Source organism: Exiguobacterium sp. B2(2022), from assembly GCF_028823655.1.
Taxonomy (GTDB): Bacteria; Bacillota; Bacilli; order Exiguobacteriales; family Exiguobacteriaceae; genus Exiguobacterium; species Exiguobacterium aestuarii_A.
The window spans coordinates 21,941-42,750 of record NZ_JAPEHX010000007.1; the positions used below are offsets into that span (position 1 = coordinate 21,941).

The 20,810-nt window shown below is 47.7% G+C and carries 19 protein-coding genes and 1 pseudogene; 10 read left to right on the forward strand and 10 right to left on the reverse strand.

From position 1 onward, the window contains the following. From ON063_RS02410 to recX, 4 genes are all read right to left on the reverse strand, one after another. The gene (locus tag ON063_RS02410) at positions 1 to 2,046 is read right to left on the reverse strand and encodes an ABC transporter ATP-binding protein (RefSeq protein WP_274664112.1); all 2,046 of its coding nucleotides are present in this window, start codon (positions 2,044 to 2,046) and stop codon (positions 1 to 3) included. A 22-nt stretch (positions 2,047 to 2,068) separates the two neighbouring features. Next, positions 2,069 to 3,793 (reverse strand): ABC transporter ATP-binding protein, encoded by a 1,725-nt coding sequence (locus ON063_RS02415; protein WP_274664113.1) that lies wholly within the window; start codon positions 3,791 to 3,793, stop codon positions 2,069 to 2,071. A gap of 320 nt (positions 3,794 to 4,113) precedes the next feature. Next, entirely contained in the window at positions 4,114 to 5,754 is a 1,641-nt protein-coding gene (locus ON063_RS02420; protein WP_274664114.1) for an L-lactate permease, read from the reverse strand. 48 nt (positions 5,755 to 5,802) lie between these two features. Continuing rightward, a complete protein-coding gene (recX, locus tag ON063_RS02425) occupies positions 5,803 to 6,615 on the reverse strand; it encodes a recombination regulator RecX (RefSeq protein ID WP_274664115.1) in 813 nt (270 codons plus the stop codon). A gap of 145 nt (positions 6,616 to 6,760) precedes the next feature. On the opposite strand from recX, the gene ON063_RS02430 reads away from it, so the two are divergent. From ON063_RS02430 to ON063_RS02450, 5 genes are all read left to right on the forward strand, one after another. Further along, on the forward strand, positions 6,761 to 7,669 hold the full coding sequence (locus ON063_RS02430) for a TIGR01777 family oxidoreductase (RefSeq protein WP_274664116.1): 909 nt from the start codon (positions 6,761 to 6,763) through the stop codon (positions 7,667 to 7,669). A 12-nt stretch (positions 7,670 to 7,681) separates the two neighbouring features. Next, positions 7,682 to 8,836: an amidohydrolase gene (locus ON063_RS02435; protein ID WP_274664117.1), complete on the forward strand. Its 1,155-nt coding sequence runs from the start codon at positions 7,682 to 7,684 to the stop codon at positions 8,834 to 8,836. A gap of 176 nt (positions 8,837 to 9,012) precedes the next feature. Next, positions 9,013 to 9,579, forward strand: coding sequence for a GNAT family N-acetyltransferase (locus ON063_RS02440; protein WP_274664118.1), 567 nt, complete (start codon positions 9,013 to 9,015; stop codon positions 9,577 to 9,579). Positions 9,580 to 9,747: 168 nt separating this feature from the next. Next, entirely contained in the window at positions 9,748 to 10,437 is a 690-nt protein-coding gene (locus ON063_RS02445; protein WP_015880873.1) for a response regulator transcription factor, read from the forward strand. After that, positions 10,434 to 11,825 (forward strand): sensor histidine kinase, encoded by a 1,392-nt coding sequence (locus ON063_RS02450; protein WP_214747166.1) that lies wholly within the window; start codon positions 10,434 to 10,436, stop codon positions 11,823 to 11,825. Before ON063_RS02445 ends, ON063_RS02450 begins: the two co-directional genes overlap by 4 nt. Positions 11,826 to 11,848: 23 nt before the next feature. Here ON063_RS02450 and ON063_RS02455 read toward each other — a convergent pair whose 3' ends face one another. Beyond that, on the reverse strand, positions 11,849 to 12,136 hold the full coding sequence (locus ON063_RS02455; RefSeq protein ID WP_074033093.1) for a hypothetical protein: 288 nt from the start codon (positions 12,134 to 12,136) through the stop codon (positions 11,849 to 11,851). Positions 12,137 to 12,254: 118 nt separating this feature from the next. Between ON063_RS02455 and ON063_RS02460 the strand changes: the two genes are divergently transcribed. Beyond that, complete coding sequence (locus tag ON063_RS02460; protein WP_274664119.1) at positions 12,255 to 12,461, forward strand: hypothetical protein; 207 nt, start codon at positions 12,255 to 12,257, stop codon at positions 12,459 to 12,461. A 29-nt stretch (positions 12,462 to 12,490) separates the two neighbouring features. Here the strand turns inward: ON063_RS02460 and ON063_RS02465 are convergent, their stop codons facing one another. The 3 genes from ON063_RS02465 to ON063_RS02475 are packed head-to-tail and all read right to left on the reverse strand — an operon-like array spanning position 12,491 to position 14,573. Continuing rightward, positions 12,491 to 12,940, reverse strand: a complete 450-nt coding sequence (locus ON063_RS02465; RefSeq protein WP_214747524.1) for a cytidine deaminase — start codon at positions 12,938 to 12,940, stop codon at positions 12,491 to 12,493. A 50-nt stretch (positions 12,941 to 12,990) separates the two neighbouring features. Continuing rightward, positions 12,991 to 14,367 (reverse strand): 23S rRNA (uracil(1939)-C(5))-methyltransferase RlmD, encoded by a 1,377-nt coding sequence (rlmD, locus tag ON063_RS02470; RefSeq protein WP_274664120.1) that lies wholly within the window; start codon positions 14,365 to 14,367, stop codon positions 12,991 to 12,993. Then, on the reverse strand, positions 14,364 to 14,573 hold the full coding sequence (locus tag ON063_RS02475) for a hypothetical protein (RefSeq protein WP_015880867.1): 210 nt from the start codon (positions 14,571 to 14,573) through the stop codon (positions 14,364 to 14,366). The genes rlmD and ON063_RS02475 overlap by 4 nt, the downstream gene beginning before the upstream one ends. A gap of 85 nt (positions 14,574 to 14,658) precedes the next feature. Between ON063_RS02475 and yfkAB the strand changes: the two genes are divergently transcribed. The 3 genes from yfkAB to ON063_RS02490 are packed head-to-tail and all read left to right on the forward strand — an operon-like array spanning position 14,659 to position 17,198. Continuing rightward, the gene (yfkAB, locus tag ON063_RS02480; protein WP_274664121.1) at positions 14,659 to 15,765 is read left to right on the forward strand and encodes a radical SAM/CxCxxxxC motif protein YfkAB; all 1,107 of its coding nucleotides are present in this window, start codon (positions 14,659 to 14,661) and stop codon (positions 15,763 to 15,765) included. A gap of 53 nt (positions 15,766 to 15,818) precedes the next feature. Then, the gene (locus ON063_RS02485) at positions 15,819 to 16,013 is read left to right on the forward strand and encodes a hypothetical protein (RefSeq protein ID WP_074033088.1); all 195 of its coding nucleotides are present in this window, start codon (positions 15,819 to 15,821) and stop codon (positions 16,011 to 16,013) included. Between the two features lie 42 nt (positions 16,014 to 16,055). Beyond that, positions 16,056 to 17,198 (forward strand): MFS transporter, encoded by a 1,143-nt coding sequence (locus ON063_RS02490; protein ID WP_274664122.1) that lies wholly within the window; start codon positions 16,056 to 16,058, stop codon positions 17,196 to 17,198. 42 nt (positions 17,199 to 17,240) lie between these two features. Here the strand turns inward: ON063_RS02490 and ON063_RS02495 are convergent, their stop codons facing one another. Together ON063_RS02495 and ON063_RS02500 are read right to left on the reverse strand one after the other, a co-directional pair. Beyond that, positions 17,241 to 17,543 (reverse strand): hypothetical protein, encoded by a 303-nt coding sequence (locus ON063_RS02495; RefSeq protein ID WP_274664123.1) that lies wholly within the window; start codon positions 17,541 to 17,543, stop codon positions 17,241 to 17,243. Positions 17,544 to 17,676: 133 nt separating this feature from the next. Beyond that, a complete protein-coding gene (locus tag ON063_RS02500) occupies positions 17,677 to 18,621 on the reverse strand; it encodes a DMT family transporter (RefSeq protein ID WP_274664124.1) in 945 nt (314 codons plus the stop codon). Positions 18,622 to 18,820: 199 nt separating this feature from the next. Between ON063_RS02500 and ON063_RS02505 the strand changes: the two are divergent. Then, a pseudogene (locus ON063_RS02505) lies at positions 18,821 to 20,718 on the forward strand (heavy metal translocating P-type ATPase). The last annotated feature ends 92 nt before the right edge of the window (positions 20,719 to 20,810 follow it).

The window sequence follows — 20,810 nt, forward strand, 5'->3', positions numbered from 1 at the left end:
TTAACTGATCGCTTGTTGCTTACTTTGTAATTCGTGCATTCGAGCATAGACACCACCGAATTCGATGAGCGACTGATGATTCCCACGCTCGATGATTCGACCATGGTCGAGAACGAGGATTTGGTCCGCTTCCCGAATCGTAGAGAGTCGGTGCGCGATGACAAACGTCGTTCGACCGTACGTGAGTGTTTTGAGTGCCTCTTGAATCAGCGCCTCGGTCTCCGAGTCGACACTCGCTGTCGCCTCATCGAGAACGAGGATCGCCGGGTCAAAGACGAGGGCGCGAGCGAAACTAATCAACTGTCGTTCCCCACTTGAAAGGGAAGCACCACGTTCAATCACCGGTTCATCGATTCCTTTTGGCAACTGCTTCACAAAACGGTCCGCTCCTACGGCTGTCAGTGCTTTCCATACTTGGTCATCTGTAATGGATTCATCTCCAAGTGTGATGTTTGTTCGAATCGTTCCAGTGAACAGGAACGGGTCTTGTAAGACGATTCCGAGGTGGTCTCGTACTGCCTGAGTCGGCAGTTTCGTCACGTCCATTCCATCGATGCGGAGAACGCCTTTCGATGGGTCATAAAAACGCATGAGCAAGTTCATGATCGAACTCTTCCCACTGCCCGTATGTCCGACAAGGGCAATCGTCTCACCCGGAGCTGCGTGTAGTTCAATCTGTTGTAACACTGGTTTCCCAGCTTCATAACTGAATGTCACGTCATCAAAGACAACTTCCCCTTTAAATCGTGGAATGCGTTCCGATGAGACCGGCTCTCCTTTTTCATCGAGCAACTGGAACATCCGGTCGGCCGATACGAGCGCTTGTTGAAGCGGTGATAACTGGTTCATGATTTGTGTCACCGGCTCAAAAATCCGTGAGACGTAATCGATATAGGCATACAAGATCCCGAGTGTCAGGATGCTTCCCCCACCGAGTGTTTGCGCCCCGACGAACCAGATGAGTAAAGCGAGCGCCATGTTTCGGAAGAAGTTGACCAAGTTATGACTCATCAATGCATCCAACTTCAACAGTTTTCGTCTCGTTTGGAAGTTGTCACTGTTCTTCTCGTTGAACTCGTCATAGACGAGGTCTTCGCGGACGTACGATTGAATGATCGGCATCGTCTGAATGCTTTCATTCAACTGTGCATTCATATCCGCGACGAGCGCACGGACGCGGAAGTTATTTTTCGTCGAGAAGCGCTGGAACAATTTGATCCAGACGATGACGACCGGGATGATGATAAGTGAGACGAAGCCTAGACGTACGTCTAGGAAGAACATCGCAATCAGTACCCCAATCATCATGACGACGCTTTGGAAGACACGGGCAAGTACTCCTAAATACAGGTCCCGAATCGTTTCCGTGTCGTTCGTGACACGACTGACAATCTTCCCGATCGGCGTCTGGTCAAAATAACGTACCGGGATTGTTTGCAAATGCTTCATCACGTCGAGACGCATCGTCTTCACGATACTGTGCGCCGAACGTTGCAAGAGCATCTGTTGTCCCCAGTTCAATCCGGCTGCGAGTAGCAATAGGACGACATAGAGACCAGATAGCATGAGCACTGCTCGTAAATCTGTCTGATAAAACTGGAACACGTCAGTCGATGAGAGTGAAACGATATTGTCATATGTCGCCGTCTCATCACCTCGTGTAATTGTCAGCACGTCTCCTTCGACATCTCGAATTCCCCCGTTCATCACAGCATCAGGGACGAGATAGTATCCGTCCGTCGTCTGCACGATGGAGACAGGCTGAACCACGTCTTGCCCGTCAAGCCTTGTTTCTTTCTCGTACGAGTTTCCATCAAAGGAAACGCTACCGCCAGACTCGACTTGAACCCAATCACGTTCAATGGCAACGATATGCTCATCGATAATGATTTTGGCGATATACGGTCCGGCAAGTTCTGCACCGACCGCTAAAAAGAGTAATGTCAATCCGAGGAAGATCGAGCGTTTCACTTGTTTGGCGTACCCAACGAGTGAACGGATCGTTTTCTTCCGACGAACTGGATCTAATTCATATTGATCGATCATGAGAGATTCCCCCTTTCTCGGATTACTCCGACTCTCCTTGTCGAATAAATTGTTCATAGTACCAACCGTGGCGTTCCATCAGTTGGTCATGTGTGCCACGTTCTGTGACACGCCCGTCTTGAAGGACGAGAATCTGATCAGCATGCGCCACCGCAGAAAGACGGTGTGCGACGATGAATGTCGTTTTCGCTTCACGGCTCGTACGAACGGAATCGATGATGCGTGATTCTGTCTTCGCATCGACCGCTGAGAGCGAATCGTCAAGGAGTAAAATCTCAGGATTCTTCAACAACGCTCGTGCAATTGACAGACGTTGTTTCTGTCCGCCTGACAGCATGACACCCTGCTCACCGACAACCGTATCTAAACCGTTCTCTAAATGTTCGATATCTGTATCAAACGCCGCGAGACGAATCGCCGTCTCTAGCGCCTCATCCGAGACATCATCCACTCCGAAGCGAATGTTATCGCGAACCGTTTTCGAGAAGAGAAGATGTTCTTGTGACACATAACCACTCCAGCCACGAACGGTTTCGAGTTTGATGTCCGAAATCGGCACGCCGTTCACGAGAAGTGAATCATCAATCGGATACTCCCGAAGTAACTGACGGAGTAACGTCGTCTTTCCGGCCCCGGTCGGTCCGACGACCCCAATCGTCTCACCACGCGAAACGTGCAGGACGATGTCCTCTAACGAATCACGATTCGCATTCGGATAACGGAATGAGAGCGACTTAAATGTGATTTTCTCCGGAACGTCGATCTGGACCGTCCCCGTAGAGGAAACGTCCGGAGCTTCGTTCATCGTCGATTCGATTCGTTCGAGACTCGCCGTTCCCCGTTGTACGACGTTGATCAGTTCACCGAACGCATACATCGGCCAAATGAGCATTCCTAAATAAATGTTGAACGAGACGAGTTGACCGAGCGTGATGTCGTTCGTAAAGACGAGATACGTCCCGAACGAGAGCCCAATCAAATAACTGAGTCCGACAAGAAGTTTGATGACCGGTTCAAACAATACATCGATTTTTGCGACGTGCATGTTTTTCGCCATGACATCGTCTGTGATGTCATCAAACTTTTTCGTGTCCGCCTCTTCTTGAACGAATGAACGGACGACCCGAAGACCTGAGATCGACTCGACGACTTGGTCGTTCATTACCCCAAATGAATCCTGGGCTGCTGTGAAGCGTGTATGGATTTGGCTTCCGAGTTTATTCATCGACCAAGCGAGAATCGGCATCGGTAAAAGTGCAGCAAGTGTCAACTTCCAATCGATGAATACACCCATGATTGTCAACGCGATGAGCGTCATGTTGAACGAGTCGACCAATGTCATAACCCCAAATCCCGCTGTCCGCTCAACCGCTTTCAAGTCATTTGTCGCGAGTGCCATCAAATCACCCGTACGATGCTGTTGATAAAAGCGTGGCGTCTGTTTGAGGAGGTGACCGAAAAATCGACCTCTCAATTTCTTTTCAAGTAAAAAGGCTGTCCCGAATAGTCGGGCGATCCACAAGTACGACATCACATAAGACAACACCATGATGCCTAAAAGTGATGACACAATGAGAATCAATCGTTCTGTCGTCAAACTTCCTTCACGAATCGCATCAATCGCCTGTCCAATAATCCACGGTGGCAGCATATCGACAACTCCCGTGATGATGAGTAAGATGATGGCAATCAAATACGTCCGCTTCTGTTTTTTAATAAACCAATCTAATTGTTTAATCAGCTTCATGACTGATTTCCCCCTTCCGTCCAATCCACCTAAGCACGCAAAAAAGCGCACTCCACCTGATTGTGCAACCAATCAAATGAAGCGCGCTTGAAGTAGTCTTCAATCTTTTGCATGGTCAGGGAAAGGACACTACCCCTATCCAGCTGCCAAAGTCACGCAGTTAAATACGAGTAGCCATATGATGTTTTGAGTGTGTTTGTGAGTGCAATGTTGTTCATCATTCTGGCTCCTCTCGTTTCATAGTTTTAAAATCTACTCAAACCTTAGCAGACTGTTCTGAAAATTGTCAATATTATTTTGTAAAAAAATTGTAACTTGATTCAGTTTAAGAAAAACATGCCCAAAATGAGACCAATGACCCCTGTTGCCGTGACGTAATAAATCATCGGCATGAGCGTGTATCGAATGATGGTCCCTTCTTTACCGAGCAGCCCCGCAACGGAAGCAACCGCTACGACGTTCAACACACAGATCATGTTCCCTGCGTTCGCTCCTGCCATCTGCATCGACAAGGCGAGCGTCTCGTTGATTCCAACAGACTCGGCTACGTTTGTCGTTAAACTTGAAAACATCATGTTTGAGAAGGTCGCCGAGCCCGAGACAAAGGCGCCGAGGGCCCCGATCCACGGTGCGACAAGTGGCCATACCCCGCCGAACGTGTCAGCAGCTGCCGTTGCCAGTTCGACAGGCATCGATGCGAGTCCAGCTCCCCCATCTTCAGAGTGGATGAAAATACGGACCATTGGAACAGAAGCTGCTAACGTGATGACTGTTCCGACGATTCCAAACGTCGTCGCTTTGAAGACCGACGTCACCTGTGACCAACTCATGTTGTGCAAAAAGAATGTTGCGATGATCGTCAAGATGAACATGAATCCCGGTGAATAGAACGGCTCCCAAGACGTCGAGATTCCTTCTACGCCCAAAATGTTCGGCAGGTTGATTCGAACGCTCCGAGATAGTTCATTCAAGAACGGAACCGTACGGGTGAGGACTAAGAATATCGTCAAGATGAGATAAGGTGCCCACGCTTTCCATTGCGGTAGTTCACGCTTGTTCGATGTTACTGTTACTTTTTCGGTAGGTGGTTCCAATTCATCCATATATCCATCGAACGTCCATACGCGCTTCGGCATGAGAATCCCTTTGCGCGCCATAGCTACGAGAATGACGAGACCTGTTAGTCCACCAAGCATTCCTCCAAATTCAAATCCGAGGACAAGTGTCCAAATGTAGGCTGGTACGCTATATAACAGCGCTGCCACGATTGCAATCGGAAATACTTCGAGCGCCGGTTTGATTGACTTCTCCTTACTGAAGAAGCGTGTCAGCATCAAAATTAAAATGAATGGGATGAATAGACCGACGACCATATCAATCAATACGGTTTGCAAGACGACTTCCGTCAAAAAGGCGATCGATTCCGGTTGGTTCACATCTAGCGAAAGGCCATTTCCGATCCCGATGAGTGCCGGTGTCCCGACCGCTCCAAACGTGACGGCTGATACGTCCGCAGAAAGTGCGATCACAACAGCAGCAATCGGCGGAAAACCGAGGGCGATTAAAAGCGGTGCCGCAACCGTCGCCGGTGTACCAAATCCTGAAGCCCCTTCAATGAATGAGACGAACAACCAACCGACAATCAGAACTTGAATACGCGGATCGGGTGTGATGTTGACGAATCCAGAGCGAATCGCATTCATTCCGCCGCCTTCTTTCATCGTATTCATCATTCCGATCGCACCATAGACAATCCATACAGTCGTCACGGCGATGACGAGCCCTTGCAGTGTCGCCGCCATGATTCGAGTCGCATCTAATTGCCAAACGAAGAACGCTAAAATCGCCGTCGTCACGAGTGACAAGGGCATGGCTACTGATGCAGGTAAACGCATAATTACCAATAAGATGAGCACGGCCACAATCGGTGTCAGTGCTGTAATCCATTCTAAAATCGTCAATGTAGACCCACCTTTTCGTGTTTTCCCCTACCGTAAACAGATGTCCCATCACGATTCTTCTTCAACGAGTCTCTCTAACGTACGTTCAATCACATCATACGGAAATCCTTTGCGCCGAAGCTGCATCTTCATGCGCTGCTTGCGCTCGAACGCATCATACCCGCTGAACTTCCGATTCAACTTTTCAGCCTGCTTCAGACATGCCGCAATCTCGACATCTTCGTCCTCTTCTTCCCAAAAAGTTTGAATCGCCTCTGAAATAATATCAAAGGTAAACCCCCTTTGCATCAGGGTTTGTTGAATTCTTTGTTGCACTTCTGTGGCAGAACGACGATTTGTTTCCATTTGTTTCCGTTTTACGAACTTTCCAGCCTTTTCGACGAGTTCTTCGTGTGTGATTGATGCTAATACGGATTCAACCACGTCCGGCGGAATGCGGAGCTGTTCGAGCTCACGTTTGATTTTGATCGGTCCACTTGGACTCGTATTGAATTTGGTTTGGACATAAGCTTTCCCAAATTCCGCATCATTCAAGTAACGCTGCTCTTTCAGTCGCGTGATGGCATGTTTGATGGCAGTTTCGCTTAACTCCTTCTTCATGAGATAGTCCTGCACCTCTGAAATCGCACGCATTCGGTACGATAAATAATTGACGGCTAGTTTATAAGCCTTCTGTGCCTCTTCCGCCTCGAGCACATCTTGCACAAAGTCGTCTTCGAGCTCCATCCCTTTCGTGAGCCCGTACTTGATAAACACGTCAACATCGATGGCGAACGCAAATTCTTCTTTCCCTTCGCGTTCGATGAAGACGTTCAATCGGTCCTTATTCTTTTGCTGGGTCGTGAACTTCGCAATTTTCACAACGACTCCCCTCCGTTTCATGTTTCTAACATATCACGTTCAGAAAGCGTAAAGGATTTTTGATAAGTTAGAAGAAAGGGTATTCATCTGGATATACTGACTTATACCCATTTTAGAAACAACACATGATATCGGAGGGAATTTCATGAAAATCGCAATCACCGGTGGAACCGGGTTGATCGGTCAACCGCTCGTCCGCGCACTGACTGACGCCGGTCACCAAGTCGTCGTCTTGACAAGACATCCACGTCCCCGCCATCGCGGGGTGTCGTTCATCGAATGGCTAACGCCAAATAGCAAGCCAGAAGAAGAGCTCGAAGGAACAGACGCGTTCATCCATTTGGCAGGGGCATCCATCAACGACGGGCGCTGGACTCATAAACAAAAGCAAGCGATCCTCCAAAGTCGAATCGAAGGGACGAAGGAAGTCGTCCGGATCATTCAACAGTTAAAACAAAAACCTCAAGTCGTCATCAGCGGCTCGGCAATCGGCATATACGGCGAAGACCGTTCTATCACGTATTCAGAAGAAACCCCATTACCGACACGAACCAATTTCCTCGGGAATGTTTGTGTCCTCTGGGAACAAGAGGCTGAACCGATTCGTGATTTAGGCGTTCGTCTCGTGACAATGCGTACCGGTGTCGTCTTATCGAATGATGGCGGTGCGTTCCCATTAATGAAACTCCCCTATCAGTTCGGAGTCGGTGGTAAAATTGGATCAGGAAAGCAGTGGGTTCCATGGATTCATTTAGATGATCTCGTGCGGTTGTTCGTGCATATCATCGAAACGGATACAATCGAAGGTCCTGTAAACGGAACCGCCCCTACACCGGTGACGATGAATGAGTTCGGGAAGACGATTGCAAAAGTGATGCACCGTCCTCACTGGATCCCGGCACCCGCCCCAATGATGAAACTCGCACTCGGTGAAAAGAGTGTCATCGTTTTAGAAGGAGCAAAAGTCGTACCGACCAAAGCGCTCCAACATGGCTTTGACTTCCGATATGACACATTAGAACCCGCATTAAAAAACTTATTACAAGATGCTTAAGGAGAATGAATTGTGAGTCACTTACTTATTCGAAACGCCCATATTTATCCGATTACCGCCCCCCATTTTTACGGAGACCTCCGTGTCCGTGATGGAAAGATTGTCGAAATGGCAGAATTGCTCGAGCCGACGGATGGTGAGAATGTCATCGAAGCAGAAGGGAACTTTTTATTCCCTGGTTTCATCGACGCGCATACCCATCTTGGTCTATACGACGAGGGGACAGGCTCTGTCGGGAATGACGCCAACGAAACGGTCGAAGCGATGACACCTCATGCTCGTGCCATCGACGGTGTCTACCCACTCGATGAAGGGTTCCAGGAAGCATTGATGGCTGGCGTGACCGCTGTTCAGGTCATGCCCGGGAGTATGAACGTCATCGGCGGTGTGACAAGTGTCATCAAAACGCACGGCCGCTATATTGATGATATGATTGTCCGCCGTCATGCGGGACTGAAGATGGCACTCGGCGAAAACCCAAAACGAATTCATAGTATGGGGAAAACGGGCGACCTGACGCGGATGGGAATCATGGGCTTGCTCCGTGAAGCATTTCGTACGGTCGGTTCGACGAAGACGATCGGCACGTTCGGGAGTCAGATGATCCAACTCGCCCTCGACCGCGACATGCCGATTCGCGTGCATGCGCACCGTGCAGACGATATTCTTTCGGTCGTCCGTTTTGCAAAAGAGTTCGACCTCGACTACCGCATCGAACATTGTACGGAAGGTCACCTCGTCGCAGAAAAGTTACAAGAGCTCGGTGTGAAACATGTCACCGTCGGACCGACCTTTACGCGAAAGTCGAAAATCGAACTTCAAAATAAGACGTGGGAAACGTACCGCATCCTCCATGAGCACGACATGATTGTTTCCATTACGACCGATCATCCGTACACGCCGGTGCAGTATTTAAATCTATGTGCTGGTCTTGCTGCACGTGAAGGGTTACCCGTCGATATCGCGCTACGAGGAATCACCATCAACCCTGCTGAATCACTCGGTGTTGCCGACCGCATCGGCTCACTAGAAGTCGGAAAAGACGCCGATCTCGTGCTCTGGAATCACTTCCCGCTCGACTATTTAGCGAAGCCGATTATGACGATTGTTAATGGTGAAGTTGTCTATAAAACAGACCGTGCGGAAACGCATCATGAGGTCGAATAATTTTCATTATTTTTCATAAGCATTTTACGCATAATTTACTTGCTTTTTTAAAAATACTATATAAAATTATCTTGTAACTTCATAAAGCAGCCAAGGCGGTTCGAACAGCGAAGCCAGAAGTATGCTTTCGTTACGACTATTCTTCAGCGGTCTGAAATAGGAGGAGGAATGTAAAGGTGCTCAAATTTCGTGAGCTCACCGACTGCGCGGAGTTGTTCGAACTGATGCAACACCCAGATGTCTTTCCGTATGTCCGTCAAAAGACGGTCCACTTTGACGAGTTTTTATTTAGCACGAAGCAAATCATCGAGCTAGAAGAGCAAGGAAATATCATCTCACGTACCATCACGAACGAGTATGGCACCCCGATTGGGACGATCAGCTTGTTCGATATCGAATCCGGGTATGGATTCCTCGGCACGTGGCTTGGCAAGCCGTATCACGGCAAAGGTTATAATCAAGTTGCGAAAGAGGCGTTCTTCTCAGAACTGTTCTTCGAGCTTGATATTGAGAGTGTGTTCTTAAAGATTCGTAAGTCGAATGAACGATCGATTGCTGCAGCAGAGAAACTCCCGTACGCATTTTGCGCGAATGAGCTTCGTTCTGAACTGCTCGCTGAGATCAACCAAGGTGATGTGGAATATGTATTATACGAAGTATCCAAGTCGAGCTTCCAACTTTACTTGCACGCTCTTCACATCCCGGAATACGAAGTCCCTTACGAGGCACAACTCGAAGCATGAGCCAATTCTGTCAAAGAATTGGCTTTTTTGTGGCGTTTTTGTGTGGATTTGATGGAGGTAACTTGTCGGAGCCGAATAAATCTGTTCTAATTCGAAGAGATAGGTATGATAAAGGTATGAGGGATTCATCACAACTCTCGTTAACCGTTTCGTAAAGGAGAATGGCATATGTCAGAATCAATGTTTCGTATCCTCGTAACTGATGACGAAGAACAAATGCGAGATTTACTTGTATCAAATTTAGAAAAAGAAGGGTATGAGACGGTCACCGCCTCAAACGGCCTTGAAGCGATTGAACGCTTAAAAGAAGAAACGTTCCATCTCGTCTTACTCGACGTGATGATGCCGGAACTCGATGGATTGACGGCTTGCATGCGTATCCGTGAGTTCTCGAACGTTCCAATCATTCTGTTGACGGCACGCTCTGAAGAACTCGACCGCATTCACGGTCTAAAAATCGGGGCTGACGACTACATCACGAAACCGTTTAGCCCGCGCGAGTTACTTGCTCGTATCGAAGCGACACTCCGTCGCACACACAGTTTTTCAAAAGAACAAGAAGCGACGTTTGATGTCGGCATTCTCTCCATCGATATCGAAGGTCGCGCCGTCAGCGTGAAAGGAAAAACCGTCAACCTGACACGAAAAGAGTTTGACTTACTCTACCTGTTCATCACGAACGACGAAAAAGTGTTCTCTCGTGAACAGTTGCTCGATCAAATTTGGGGAACCGAATATCACGGTAACCTTCGCACGGTCGACACGCACATTAAGACGTTACGCCTGAAACTCGGGGAGGCTGGCGGTTACATTCAAACTGTATGGGGCATCGGATATAAATTTGAGGCAAACGGATGAAGCGATACACGATCCGGAAGCGGATTTGGATTACCATCTGGACAGCCAGCCTCTTCTCAGCGTTCGTGTTTCTGATCATGACGTTCTATTTGTACGACAAATTCTATATCCAAACGCAAGAAGAACTGCTCATCAACCGCGGAGAGAAACTCGTCACAATCTATAAGGCCGACGGTTTCTCTGACGCGTTCGCTGACAGTATGACGTATACGAACGAACTGACCGAAACGAAAGTATTCCTTTCCTCTGTTCGAGAAGATACACTCGGCTCCGGTAAGACGTTCCTACGGCAACAAGACCTCGAACGTCTCCAAGACGGGTATGCCATTTCTGTTACGCGAAAGCATCCGACCGAGGACGTCGATATATTAATGACCGCTTTCCCGCTCATACGTGACGGGGAACTCGATAATGCGCTCATCCTCTATATGGAACTCAGTAAAATCAGCGAACCGTTCCAACCGATTCGGCTCATGATCACGTTTTTACTCGTCCTCATGATTGTGAACTTGCTCCTATTCGGTAAACAGATCATCGATACGATCATTCAGCCGCTCATCCAGATGAAGCGTGCCTCACAAGTATATGCGCAAGGCGATTTCTCACACCGCATCCCAATCGTTTATGATGATGAGATCGGCGAGTTGGCGGATACCCTCAACTCGATGGCGGAGTCACTCGGACTCGTCGAAGAACAGCGAAAAGAGTTTCTCGCGAACGTCAGTCACGAACTCCGTACCCCACTTTCCTACATTCGTGGGTACACGGAGATGCTTCAAGATGACACGTTGGATGAAAAAACACGGGCGCAATATTACGACATCATCGAAAACGAGACGAACCGTCTTCAACGTCTCGTCACGGACTTACTCGACCTCGCACAGCTAGAGCGCGATTCGTACCCGATGACAAAAGAACCCGTCGTGTATTCGCAAGTGCTTGAAGATGTCCTTTATCGACTCGAACCGATTGCCCGGGCAAAAGGAGTGACAATCGAATCCGATTTAGACTTCGACTTGATCATTCTTGGCGACCATGACCGACTCGAACAAGTCATCGGTAACCTTCTCGATAATGCACTCCGCTACACCGAGGCGGGCAAAACGATTTATGTGAAGACATTCGCCGAGACAAACTATGCGATCACAGAAATACGCGATGAAGGTCGAGGCATCCCGAAAGAAGATCTGGATAAATTGACGGAGCGTTTCTATCGCGTCAATAAATCACGGACACGAAAAGATGGCGGCACCGGTCTCGGCCTCGCCATCGCGAAACATATTATCGAACGACATGAAGGATCGCTTCACTTCAGCTCAGAGGTTGGGCAAGGAACGACGGTTACGGTCGGCTTACCTCTATTACCAGAAGAAGCGTTCGATATGTAAAAAGGCAGCCGCGAGGCTGCCTTTTAAATGTCTTTCCCTTTATATTGTTCGACCGACTCTTGCTCGAGTCGCTCTCGTTCTGCATGTGTCTGCGGGTATCCGTTCGCTTGCCATTCGGCACGATGACTCGAATCAAGTTGCGTGAGACCTTGCTCCGCTTCATCCTGATCAGCATCCACACTTTCCCGTTCGTCCATCTTTTGCCACGTGTCTTCTTCCTCACGTTGCGAAAGCAGTGCCGCCACTTTTGGTGCAACGAGTGCTGCGCCTGCGACACCAAGTACAATCCCCATCAATACTTTACGATCCATCCTGTCCCCTCCTTCACTATGAAGTCTTCATTCCACCATTTCATCATCTTAAAACCCAAACCGAAAACGTTTACAAATTTTCAAGGAGTGGAATTTGTAGTGAGAAGGAGGCGATTGGATGGAAAAGAAACGATCTACATCGAAACGTCCGTTTGATAACCCGGACGCTGTCGATACGGACAAAGAGAGTATTTTTGACGAGGACGGCATGCAAACCGTCGACCCGATTCCCGTCGAGGAATTGAATGAGCGGGTGAAGGATGAGAAGAATAAACGTCACTCCAAAGATGAATCGGCGAGTGAAAAGAAATATAAAGACGAATAAACAAGCTGCGGACAATCGTCCGCAGCTTGTTACGTTAAGTCCTTCGGTGAAAATCCGTAAGGCAACATTTCTTCTTTTGTCATCACTTTTGTGTCACCGTTCAAGTTCGCAAGGATTAAGGTAAAATCCTCTCCTGCGAATTCGGCGATGACTTGACGGCACGCTCCACACGGTGAAATCGGACCTTCTGTATCGCCGACAACAACGACCGTCTCAATCGAGTCACTACCTTCCGAGACAGCTTTGAAGATGGCTGTCCGTTCGGCACACATCGAAAGTCCGTACGAGGCGTTCTCTACGTTACATCCCGTAATCTCTTTACCAGATGCATCGATGACGACGGCTCCGACGTTAAATTTTGAATACGGTGTATAGGCGCGTTTGCGCGCTTCAATGGCTTTATGCACAAGTTCTTGTACGCGTTCTTGTGAAATCATTGGATGTTCCTCCACTTCTAAATTTGAGAAGAAGTCTGACATCTGAACTATAACGTGAAAACGCTTACTCAGCAAGTGTTTTCACGGACTCGTCAATATTTTTTCTTTTTCTTTTTCTCGAACACGACGACCGATTCAACGTGAGACGTCTGCGGGAACATATCATACGGTTGAACGTAAATGACCTTGTATCCCGCTTTCATCAACTGATCGGCATCTCGCGCGAGCGTTTGCGGGTTACATGATACGTAAACGATTCGTTTCGTCTTCGATGAAATAATCGAGTTGATCAATTGATGATCCATCCCTGTTCGTGGCGGATCGACGACCACGACATCTGGAATCCAGCCATCTTTCACCCAACGCGGGATCCAGTGTTCGGCACGTCCTTCGACATACGTGACGTGGTTATAGCCGTTTTCACGCATATGGTCATTCGCATCTTCGACCGCTTCGGGGACAACTTCCATCCCGCGAATTTCTTTCGCATACGGTGCCAACCAAAGACCGATTGAACCGACACCTGCATAGGCATCGATGACACGTTCTTCGCCCGTGAGCCCTGCCGCTTCAACGACTTCGCGATACATTTTTTCAGTTTGCGCCGGGTTCAATTGGAAGAATGCACGTGGTGATAGATGATAATGCACATCATCAAGTTGTTCATCCATCTTCTCTTGTCCTGCGATATGGACCGTCCGATAACCAAAAATCACACCTGAACGATTCGCGTTGATGTTGATATGGAATGAGACGACGTTTGGCAATTCCATGATTCGGTCACTTAATTCATCTAAATCCGGAACATCTTCATGTCCGACGACCAAAACGACTTGTACATCATTCGTTTTGTAACCTGAGCGAACGACGACCGTCCGAGCATAACCTGTGTCCCGGCGTGCATCGTAGACGGGAATGTCGAGTTCGTTTAAAATACGGACAATCGCATTGTTGATGTTTGTCGTGTCACGTTGTTGAACCATACAGTGCTCGATTGGTACGAGATGGTTCGAATTCGGCTTGTAAAGACCAGACACGATTTCCCCACGGCGTGTACCGAGTGGGAACTGTGATTTATTGCGATAATACCATGGATCATCCATACCGATTGTCGGACGGATATCCGATTTGTCCACGTTGAGTTTTGTCTTTTGACGGAAAGCGTTTCGAACGATTTCTTCCTTATACTCCATCTGCAAACGTGAACTCATATGTTGGATTTGACATCCACCACACTCGTCGTAAATCGGGCAAGGTGCTTTGACGCGATCTTTTGAGTCATTATCGCGTTTGACGACACGTGCCTCCGCGTAGTTTTTCTCGACACGCGTGATTTCGACTTTTGCTCGTTCTCCCGGCAATAAGTTCGGAATGAAGATAACCATGCGATTGATTGTCGCAATGCCTTCTCCATTGATGCCAAGTCGTTCGACTGTGACATCTTTAAAATCTCCTGTAATTAATTTCAATCTGATTCATCCTTTCGAGACGATTGTTCTAGGTCTTTGGCGTAACGCACAACTTTGGCGCGCAACGAATCAATGTCGGCTAACAGGCGATGTAAATCTTCAGGTGTCGTATGCTCATCTAGCGTATTGACCGATAGACATAGCAATTCCGTTCTCGATTTTAGGACGTTCATCTTTCCGGCGGTATCTGTACGTGATTTACCCATCTTGTAATCGCTCCTTTGGTTCGTGACAAAGAGTTGCTATTATAGCATACTATTTCGTGTAACTTGATGAAAAGGTGGAATCCACATGCAAAACATCTCCCCAACCTTCGACCCTTGGGAAGCCTATCTCGACCAAGTCGAACATGGTCGACTCGTCTTATCCAACGTCGAAGTAACTACAACAAAATTGTGTAACATGCGCTGCGAGCACTGTGCGGTCGGTTATATGCTCGACCAAACGGAAGAACCGGAAGTGCCGCTCGAACTGTTGATTCAACGGTTAGATGAAATCGAACATTTACGCGCTTTCTCGATTACAGGTGGCGAGCCGATGTTATCGATGAAGTCGGTTCGCAACTATGTCGTCCCGCTGTTGCGTTATGCGAAAGAACGTGGGGCACGTACGCAAATCAACTCGAACTTGACACTACCGTTATCTCGCTATCATCTTATTACCCCTTACTTGGACGTTTTGCACATTTCGCATAACTGGGGCACCGATGCCGATTTCCTTGAAGGTGGATTTGCAATGATGGATCGGAAACCGAGTGAAGAGGCACGATTGAAAATGCTCCAGACGATGAAAGACAACGCACGCGCGCTCACGGCCGAAGGCGTCATTGTGTCGGCAGAAACGATGATTAACAAACGAACGATTCCTCATTTGAAAGAAATCCATGAAGAAATTGTATCGCTCGGTTGCCAAAGGCATGAGGTTCACCCAATGTACCCCGCAGACTGGGCTAGCGCCCTCGAATCTGCGTCACTCGCGGATACGCGCCAAGCCATTCACGACTTGCTCGATGTCCGAGATGAGAACGTCTGGATGTTGTTTGGAACATTACCCTTCTATGCATGTTCTGATTTGCCGGAAGATCGCGCTTTATTGAAACGACTTCATGAATCGAAAAACGTGACGGTCCGAAACGATCCGGACGGCCGTTCACGCCTTAACACGAATATCTTCGATGGTCAGATTATCGTGACCGATTTTGGTGATGAGCTCGGTACACTCGGTACGGTATATGACACGTCTTTCCAAGAAGCTTACGATACATGGACGAACAGTCAGTTGAATGCTACACTCTCTTGTCACTGTCCTGCCGTGAAATGTCTCGGGCCGAACGCACTCGTCAAACAAGCCTATTATCCGACAGTCGATTTCCAATCCCGTAAAGCTACCTCGTTTTAATTATTTCTATTCGGGAAATGTTCTGTATATTAACTGAATCGAGGTGTGTATAGATGACAGCGATTTATGTATTGATGATCACTGTAATGGCCATTATTATTTTCGGTGGTGTGCTTAGCATCTTATTGACAGCCGCATTCGTTTCAGACAAAGTAGAGCATGATGAAATGTTTAGTCAAGGCAGTTGGGATGATGAATTGCTTCACTTGAATCACTCTCCACAACCGATTGACGACACGAAAAGCTGAGAACCTTCTCGGCTTTTTACTTTGACTTCATGAGGTGAATCCATGCTCCGCTTTCGTTTTATGATTTTACTATTGATCGTTTTTATATCCGGCTTGATTCAAGGTGCGCTCATTCCCCTCCTGTCCACGTTGATTGAACGTGACGGAGCACCTGCTTGGGTGAACGGATTGAATGCAACGATGCTCTATGTCGGGGTAATCGTTTCTGCGCCGCTCCTTGAGCGCTTCGTCCGAAAATACGGATTCCGTCCGACCATCGTCCTCGGAATTGTGTTAACCGCATTCGCGACTTTCGCTTTGCCTATCTGGCCGTCTTTACTCGTGTGGGCGATGATGCGGTTCTTTATCGGGTTTGGTGACTCTGCCCTCCACTACGGTTCACAAGTGTGGGTGACATCTTCTACAGATAAGCGTAGTCTCGGTCGCGCGATGGCGTATTATGGGATGTCGTTCAGTCTTGGTTTCGCCGTCGGACCTTTACTTGCACCACTTGTCGATCTATGGTTTTGGTTACCGTTTTTGATCATCGTCTTTTTCTGTCTTGCCTCATTGATGCTCGTCTTTAAAGTCGAGAATGAGTTCCCTGAAATCGAGAAAGTGAAGACGGATTCGAAGGGACGCATCCGGTTGATTCTAGTCGGTGCGGGATACACGCTTCTCCCTGCGTTTACATACGGATTCCTGGAAGCGAGCTTGAATGCCAACTTCCCAATCTTTACGTCGCGTAACGGGATGAGCCTGACAGAGACGAGTACACTGATTACGACGTTCATCGTCATGTCGATCGTCGTCCAACTCCCTCTCGGTCGACTCGCTGACTTGTATGGGAAGAAACGAATTTTGCAAATCGTCCTGGCGTTCGGTACACTCGTCTTCGCTTTAGCGAATCTTGTCGTCGATCAGTATGTCGGTCTCCTCGTGTTGTTCGCTCTTGCCGGCGCAGGGTTAGGGTCGACGTATTCACTTGGTCTAGCACACATGACAGAGGTGCTCCCTCGCTCCCTCCTCCCGACTGGTAACATGCTGTATAGCATCTCATTCAGTATCGGCTCGATTTCAGGACCAATGATCGGCGCCTATTGGTTATCGCTTCCGAAAGAGGTTTATTTCTTCATGTATACGTTGATTTTAGGCATTCTCGCCTTGCGACTCTTCACCTCTAAGTCAAAACCGATCAATATATAATAGAAAGAGGCAGATGGTTCCCATGAACCATCTGCCCCTCTTTTACTCTACAACTCGATCCATCTCTTCATCGTTTAACTGCAACGCCTGGATGAACACTTCATCTAGTGCGAACGGCTCCGTGTCCAGCGAGGCGAGGATTTCCGATTTCAACGTCACCTCTACGACACGGTCTTCGAACTGCCATCTCGTCTGAATGTCATCCCCTTGTCTCGTCGCGCGGGTCGCCACAGGACCGTGACGTTCTTTTAAACTCTGACTCACGCACTTCATCACGTACTTGACGTACTCATCTTTCGGTTGACGCGAGATGAGGATATTACGGACGATTCGATTTCTAGTCATTGTTTTTCCTCCTTCCTTTGAATGATTGCGTACGCAAGTCTTTACAAACGAAGACCGATTTCCGAGCTTAAAATTCAGAATTTTTAATTTATTTTGTCACGGGATTTTAATTCCGTCAACTCCGTCTCTTGTTTCAATGACTCACGCTTCGTTTTTTCACGCGCTTCCCTTGAAAATAAGTAGACAAATAAATCCCGACGATAACGAAAATGAGTCCGACAATCGCGTTCCACGGTATGGTCTCCCCGAGTAAAATACCTGACAACATGACACCAAATAAGGGAACTAAGAAGATATAAAGTGAAATCCGACTGACTGGATTATGTTTCATCAACGTATTCCAGAGTGTGAAGCCAATCGCTGACAACATCGCTAAATAGAAGAAGAAGGCAATCGTCTGTCCGGTGTATGGCATCGAGATCCCACTTGGATCTAACAAGTAGCCGATGACGAGCAATCCAATCGAACCAATCACCATCGCCCAAGCTGTCATCGGGGCAACGTCATATTCTTTCGAATAATCCTTCGCAATCAAATTCCCAAATGCACCACTTACCATCGCCAAAATCAATAAAATTTCACCTAACCCAAAACCAAACTCCGAACCGGTTGCTGGCCAGTTCGCGATCACGATTCCAGAAAAGCCAAACGTCAAAGCAAGTCCTTTTAAACGATTCAATTTGTCATCGTCATAGCGGATATGAGCGAGCGCCATTTGGAAGAACGATGTCGACCCGGCAATAATTGACCCTTGAACGCCAGTCGAAATGGAGAGTCCGATATAAAAGAACAAATATTGAAGGAATGTCAAAAAAGAACCGAGATGCGCATACGCTTTAAACTTCTTAGGCGTTAATCGAATTGAACGTTTCAATACCGTCTGACTGATGATGAGCAGAAGAACCCCGGCGAGTAAGAAGCGCTCGCCTGCGAACAACAACTGTTGACCATATTCGTTCGACTGAATATCCAACTTCTCATAACTCAGTTTGATGAACGGGAAGGCACTGCCCCATAACAACGTATTAAAAATCGCCAAAAACGCCACTGTCCATGGGCGTTGAAATATATTTTGCATGACACAAAAACTCCTTAATCTTTTTATTTGTGAGTCACTGATGAGCGTGTTAGAATGAACCTAGATAATAATTATTATAAATAAAGGGATTGAGTCAATTAAAGACTAAAACCTTATATTAAGCCAATTGAAGATGATAATCATCATCAATCATTATCATTTAATCGAGATTTATTATCAATTAGAAAGAAGGGATTCTATGAACGTCCAATCGGTTACACACGAAAAAAGCCACGTTTTCAAACGGGCTAGCTGGTACGAACATATCGAATTGATTATGGCGCTCATTAGCGGTGTATTGATTGTACTCGCTTATATCGCCGAAACACAAGAAGGAGCTCCTTGGATTCATGTAACGCTATACTTATCTGCCTTTTTCATCGGAGGATACGCAAAAGCGAAAGAGGGAATCACGGACACGATTGAAACAAAGTCTTTGAACGTGGAACTACTCATGATTATCGCGCCGCTTCAATCGGCTATTGGATGGAAGGCGCAATCTTGATTTTCATCTTCGCCTTATCCGGCGCCCTCGAGACATACACGATGAATAAAAATGAACGCGCACTTGAATCGTTGATGGAGCTACAACCTGAACAAGCAACTCGTTTAACCGATTCTGACGCACTTGAAGTTGTCCATATTGATGATTTGAAAGTTGGAGACCAGATTTATGTCCGTCCAGGCGAACGCATCCCTGTTGACGGGCGAATCATGAAAGGAAGCGCATCTGTCGAAGAAGCCGCTATCACAGGAGAGTCTGTCCCGGTTGACCGACAGGTCGGAGATGACGTGTTCGGCTCAAGCGTCAACTTAAACGGTGTCTTGACGATCGAAGTGACAAAACTCGCAACCGAGACGTTGTTCCAAAAAATCATTCAAATGGTACAGCAAGCGCAGGAAGAAAAGTCACCTTCTGCGCAGTTCATCGACCGCTACGAAGGGCGATATGTACAAGTTGTTCTTCTATCCGTCGCAGCCATCATCCTGCTCGGCCCCTTCTTCACGTCATGGTCTCTCGAAACAAGTATTTATCGTGGAATGATTTTACTTGTCGTCGCTTCCCCTTGTGCCCTTGTTGCCGCCATCACGCCGGCTGCCCTAGCAGCCATCGCCTCATCGGCGAAACACGGGATCCTGTTCAAAGGTGGTGCTCATATCGAGAACATGGGTCGGTTGAAAGCAATCGCATTTGATAAAACCGGAACGCTCACGATCGGGAAACCAATCGTCCAAGAAGCGCTCATCTCACCTGATTTACAGGAAGTCGAAGTCAACCGAATCGTCAGTTTGATTGAAGAGCATTCGATGCATCCGCTCGCAGAGGCCCTTGTCTCGTATACCGGAAAACATACCGGAGAGATGACGCACTTTAAAGACATCACAGGTTCCGGAATCGAGGCGACAATTGACGGGACGACATATCGCGTCGGTAAACAGAAGTTCGCTGACCGAAGTGGTGACTTCTTCAAAGAAGATGTGGAACGGCTGAAAGAAGCCGGTCACACACTCGTGTTTATTAGTGATGACTCTCGTACAATCGGCGCCTATGCCCTCCGAGACACATTGCGGTCCGAGGCTAAAGTAGCAATCAAGCGTCTGAATGACCTCGGGATCGCGACCATCATGATTACGGGAGATAATGAAGCGACTGCCCGTGCCATCGCAAACGAAGCTGGATTGACACGTTATATTGCCGAGTGTTTACCAGAAGAAAAAGTTTCACAAATCAAAGCGTTACGAGAAGAGTACGGTTCAATTGGAATGATTGGCGACGGGATCAACGATGCCCCCGCCCTTGCGACCGCTGATGTCGGAATCGCCATGGGTGAAGGAACTGATGCTGCTCTTGAAACAGCCGATGTCGTCTTGATGAAAAACGACCTTTTGCGTTTGAGCGACGCCATTCGTCAATCACGTAAACTGAACCGAATTGTCCTACAAAACGTCGTCTTTGCGCTCGGTGTCATTCTCGTCCTTATTGCCACAAACATTTTCGAACTGCTCATCATGCCGTTTGCGGTCGTCGGACACGAGGGTTCTACCATTCTGGTCATCTTGAATGGACTTCGCCTTCTCACTTCTTCATGGGAGTGACCGATTCGACAAAATAGAAACGATGATTGAAACGATATGTCGATTTCGTTATAATTGAAACAATGTGTCTAAATAGACTGAAACAGATCGAA

Excerpts from the sequence above, each read along its gene's own strand:
- ON063_RS02445 (WP_015880873.1), top strand. The coding sequence starts at position 9,748 with ATGTCAGAATCAATGTTTCGTATCCTCGTAACTGATGACGAAGAACAA.
- ON063_RS02410 (WP_274664112.1), bottom strand. The coding sequence starts at position 2,046 with ATGATCGATCAATATGAATTAGATCCAGTTCGTCGGAAGAAAACGATC.
- ON063_RS02415 (WP_274664113.1), bottom strand. The coding sequence starts at position 3,793 with ATGAAGCTGATTAAACAATTAGATTGGTTTATTAAAAAACAGAAGCGG.
- ON063_RS02450 (WP_214747166.1), top strand. The coding sequence starts at position 10,434 with ATGAAGCGATACACGATCCGGAAGCGGATTTGGATTACCATCTGGACA.
- ON063_RS02460 (WP_274664119.1), top strand. The coding sequence starts at position 12,255 with ATGGAAAAGAAACGATCTACATCGAAACGTCCGTTTGATAACCCGGAC.
- ON063_RS02485 (WP_074033088.1), top strand. The coding sequence starts at position 15,819 with ATGACAGCGATTTATGTATTGATGATCACTGTAATGGCCATTATTATT.
- ON063_RS02430 (WP_274664116.1), top strand. The coding sequence starts at position 6,761 with ATGAAAATCGCAATCACCGGTGGAACCGGGTTGATCGGTCAACCGCTC.
- ON063_RS02495 (WP_274664123.1), bottom strand. The coding sequence starts at position 17,543 with ATGACTAGAAATCGAATCGTCCGTAATATCCTCATCTCGCGTCAACCG.
- ON063_RS02490 (WP_274664122.1), top strand. The coding sequence starts at position 16,056 with ATGCTCCGCTTTCGTTTTATGATTTTACTATTGATCGTTTTTATATCC.
- ON063_RS02500 (WP_274664124.1), bottom strand. The coding sequence starts at position 18,621 with ATGCAAAATATATTTCAACGCCCATGGACAGTGGCGTTTTTGGCGATT.
- ON063_RS02465 (WP_214747524.1), bottom strand. The coding sequence starts at position 12,940 with ATGTCAGACTTCTTCTCAAATTTAGAAGTGGAGGAACATCCAATGATT.
- ON063_RS02475 (WP_015880867.1), bottom strand. The coding sequence starts at position 14,573 with ATGGGTAAATCACGTACAGATACCGCCGGAAAGATGAACGTCCTAAAA.
- ON063_RS02455 (WP_074033093.1), bottom strand. The coding sequence starts at position 12,136 with ATGGATCGTAAAGTATTGATGGGGATTGTACTTGGTGTCGCAGGCGCA.
- yfkAB (WP_274664121.1), top strand. The coding sequence starts at position 14,659 with ATGCAAAACATCTCCCCAACCTTCGACCCTTGGGAAGCCTATCTCGAC.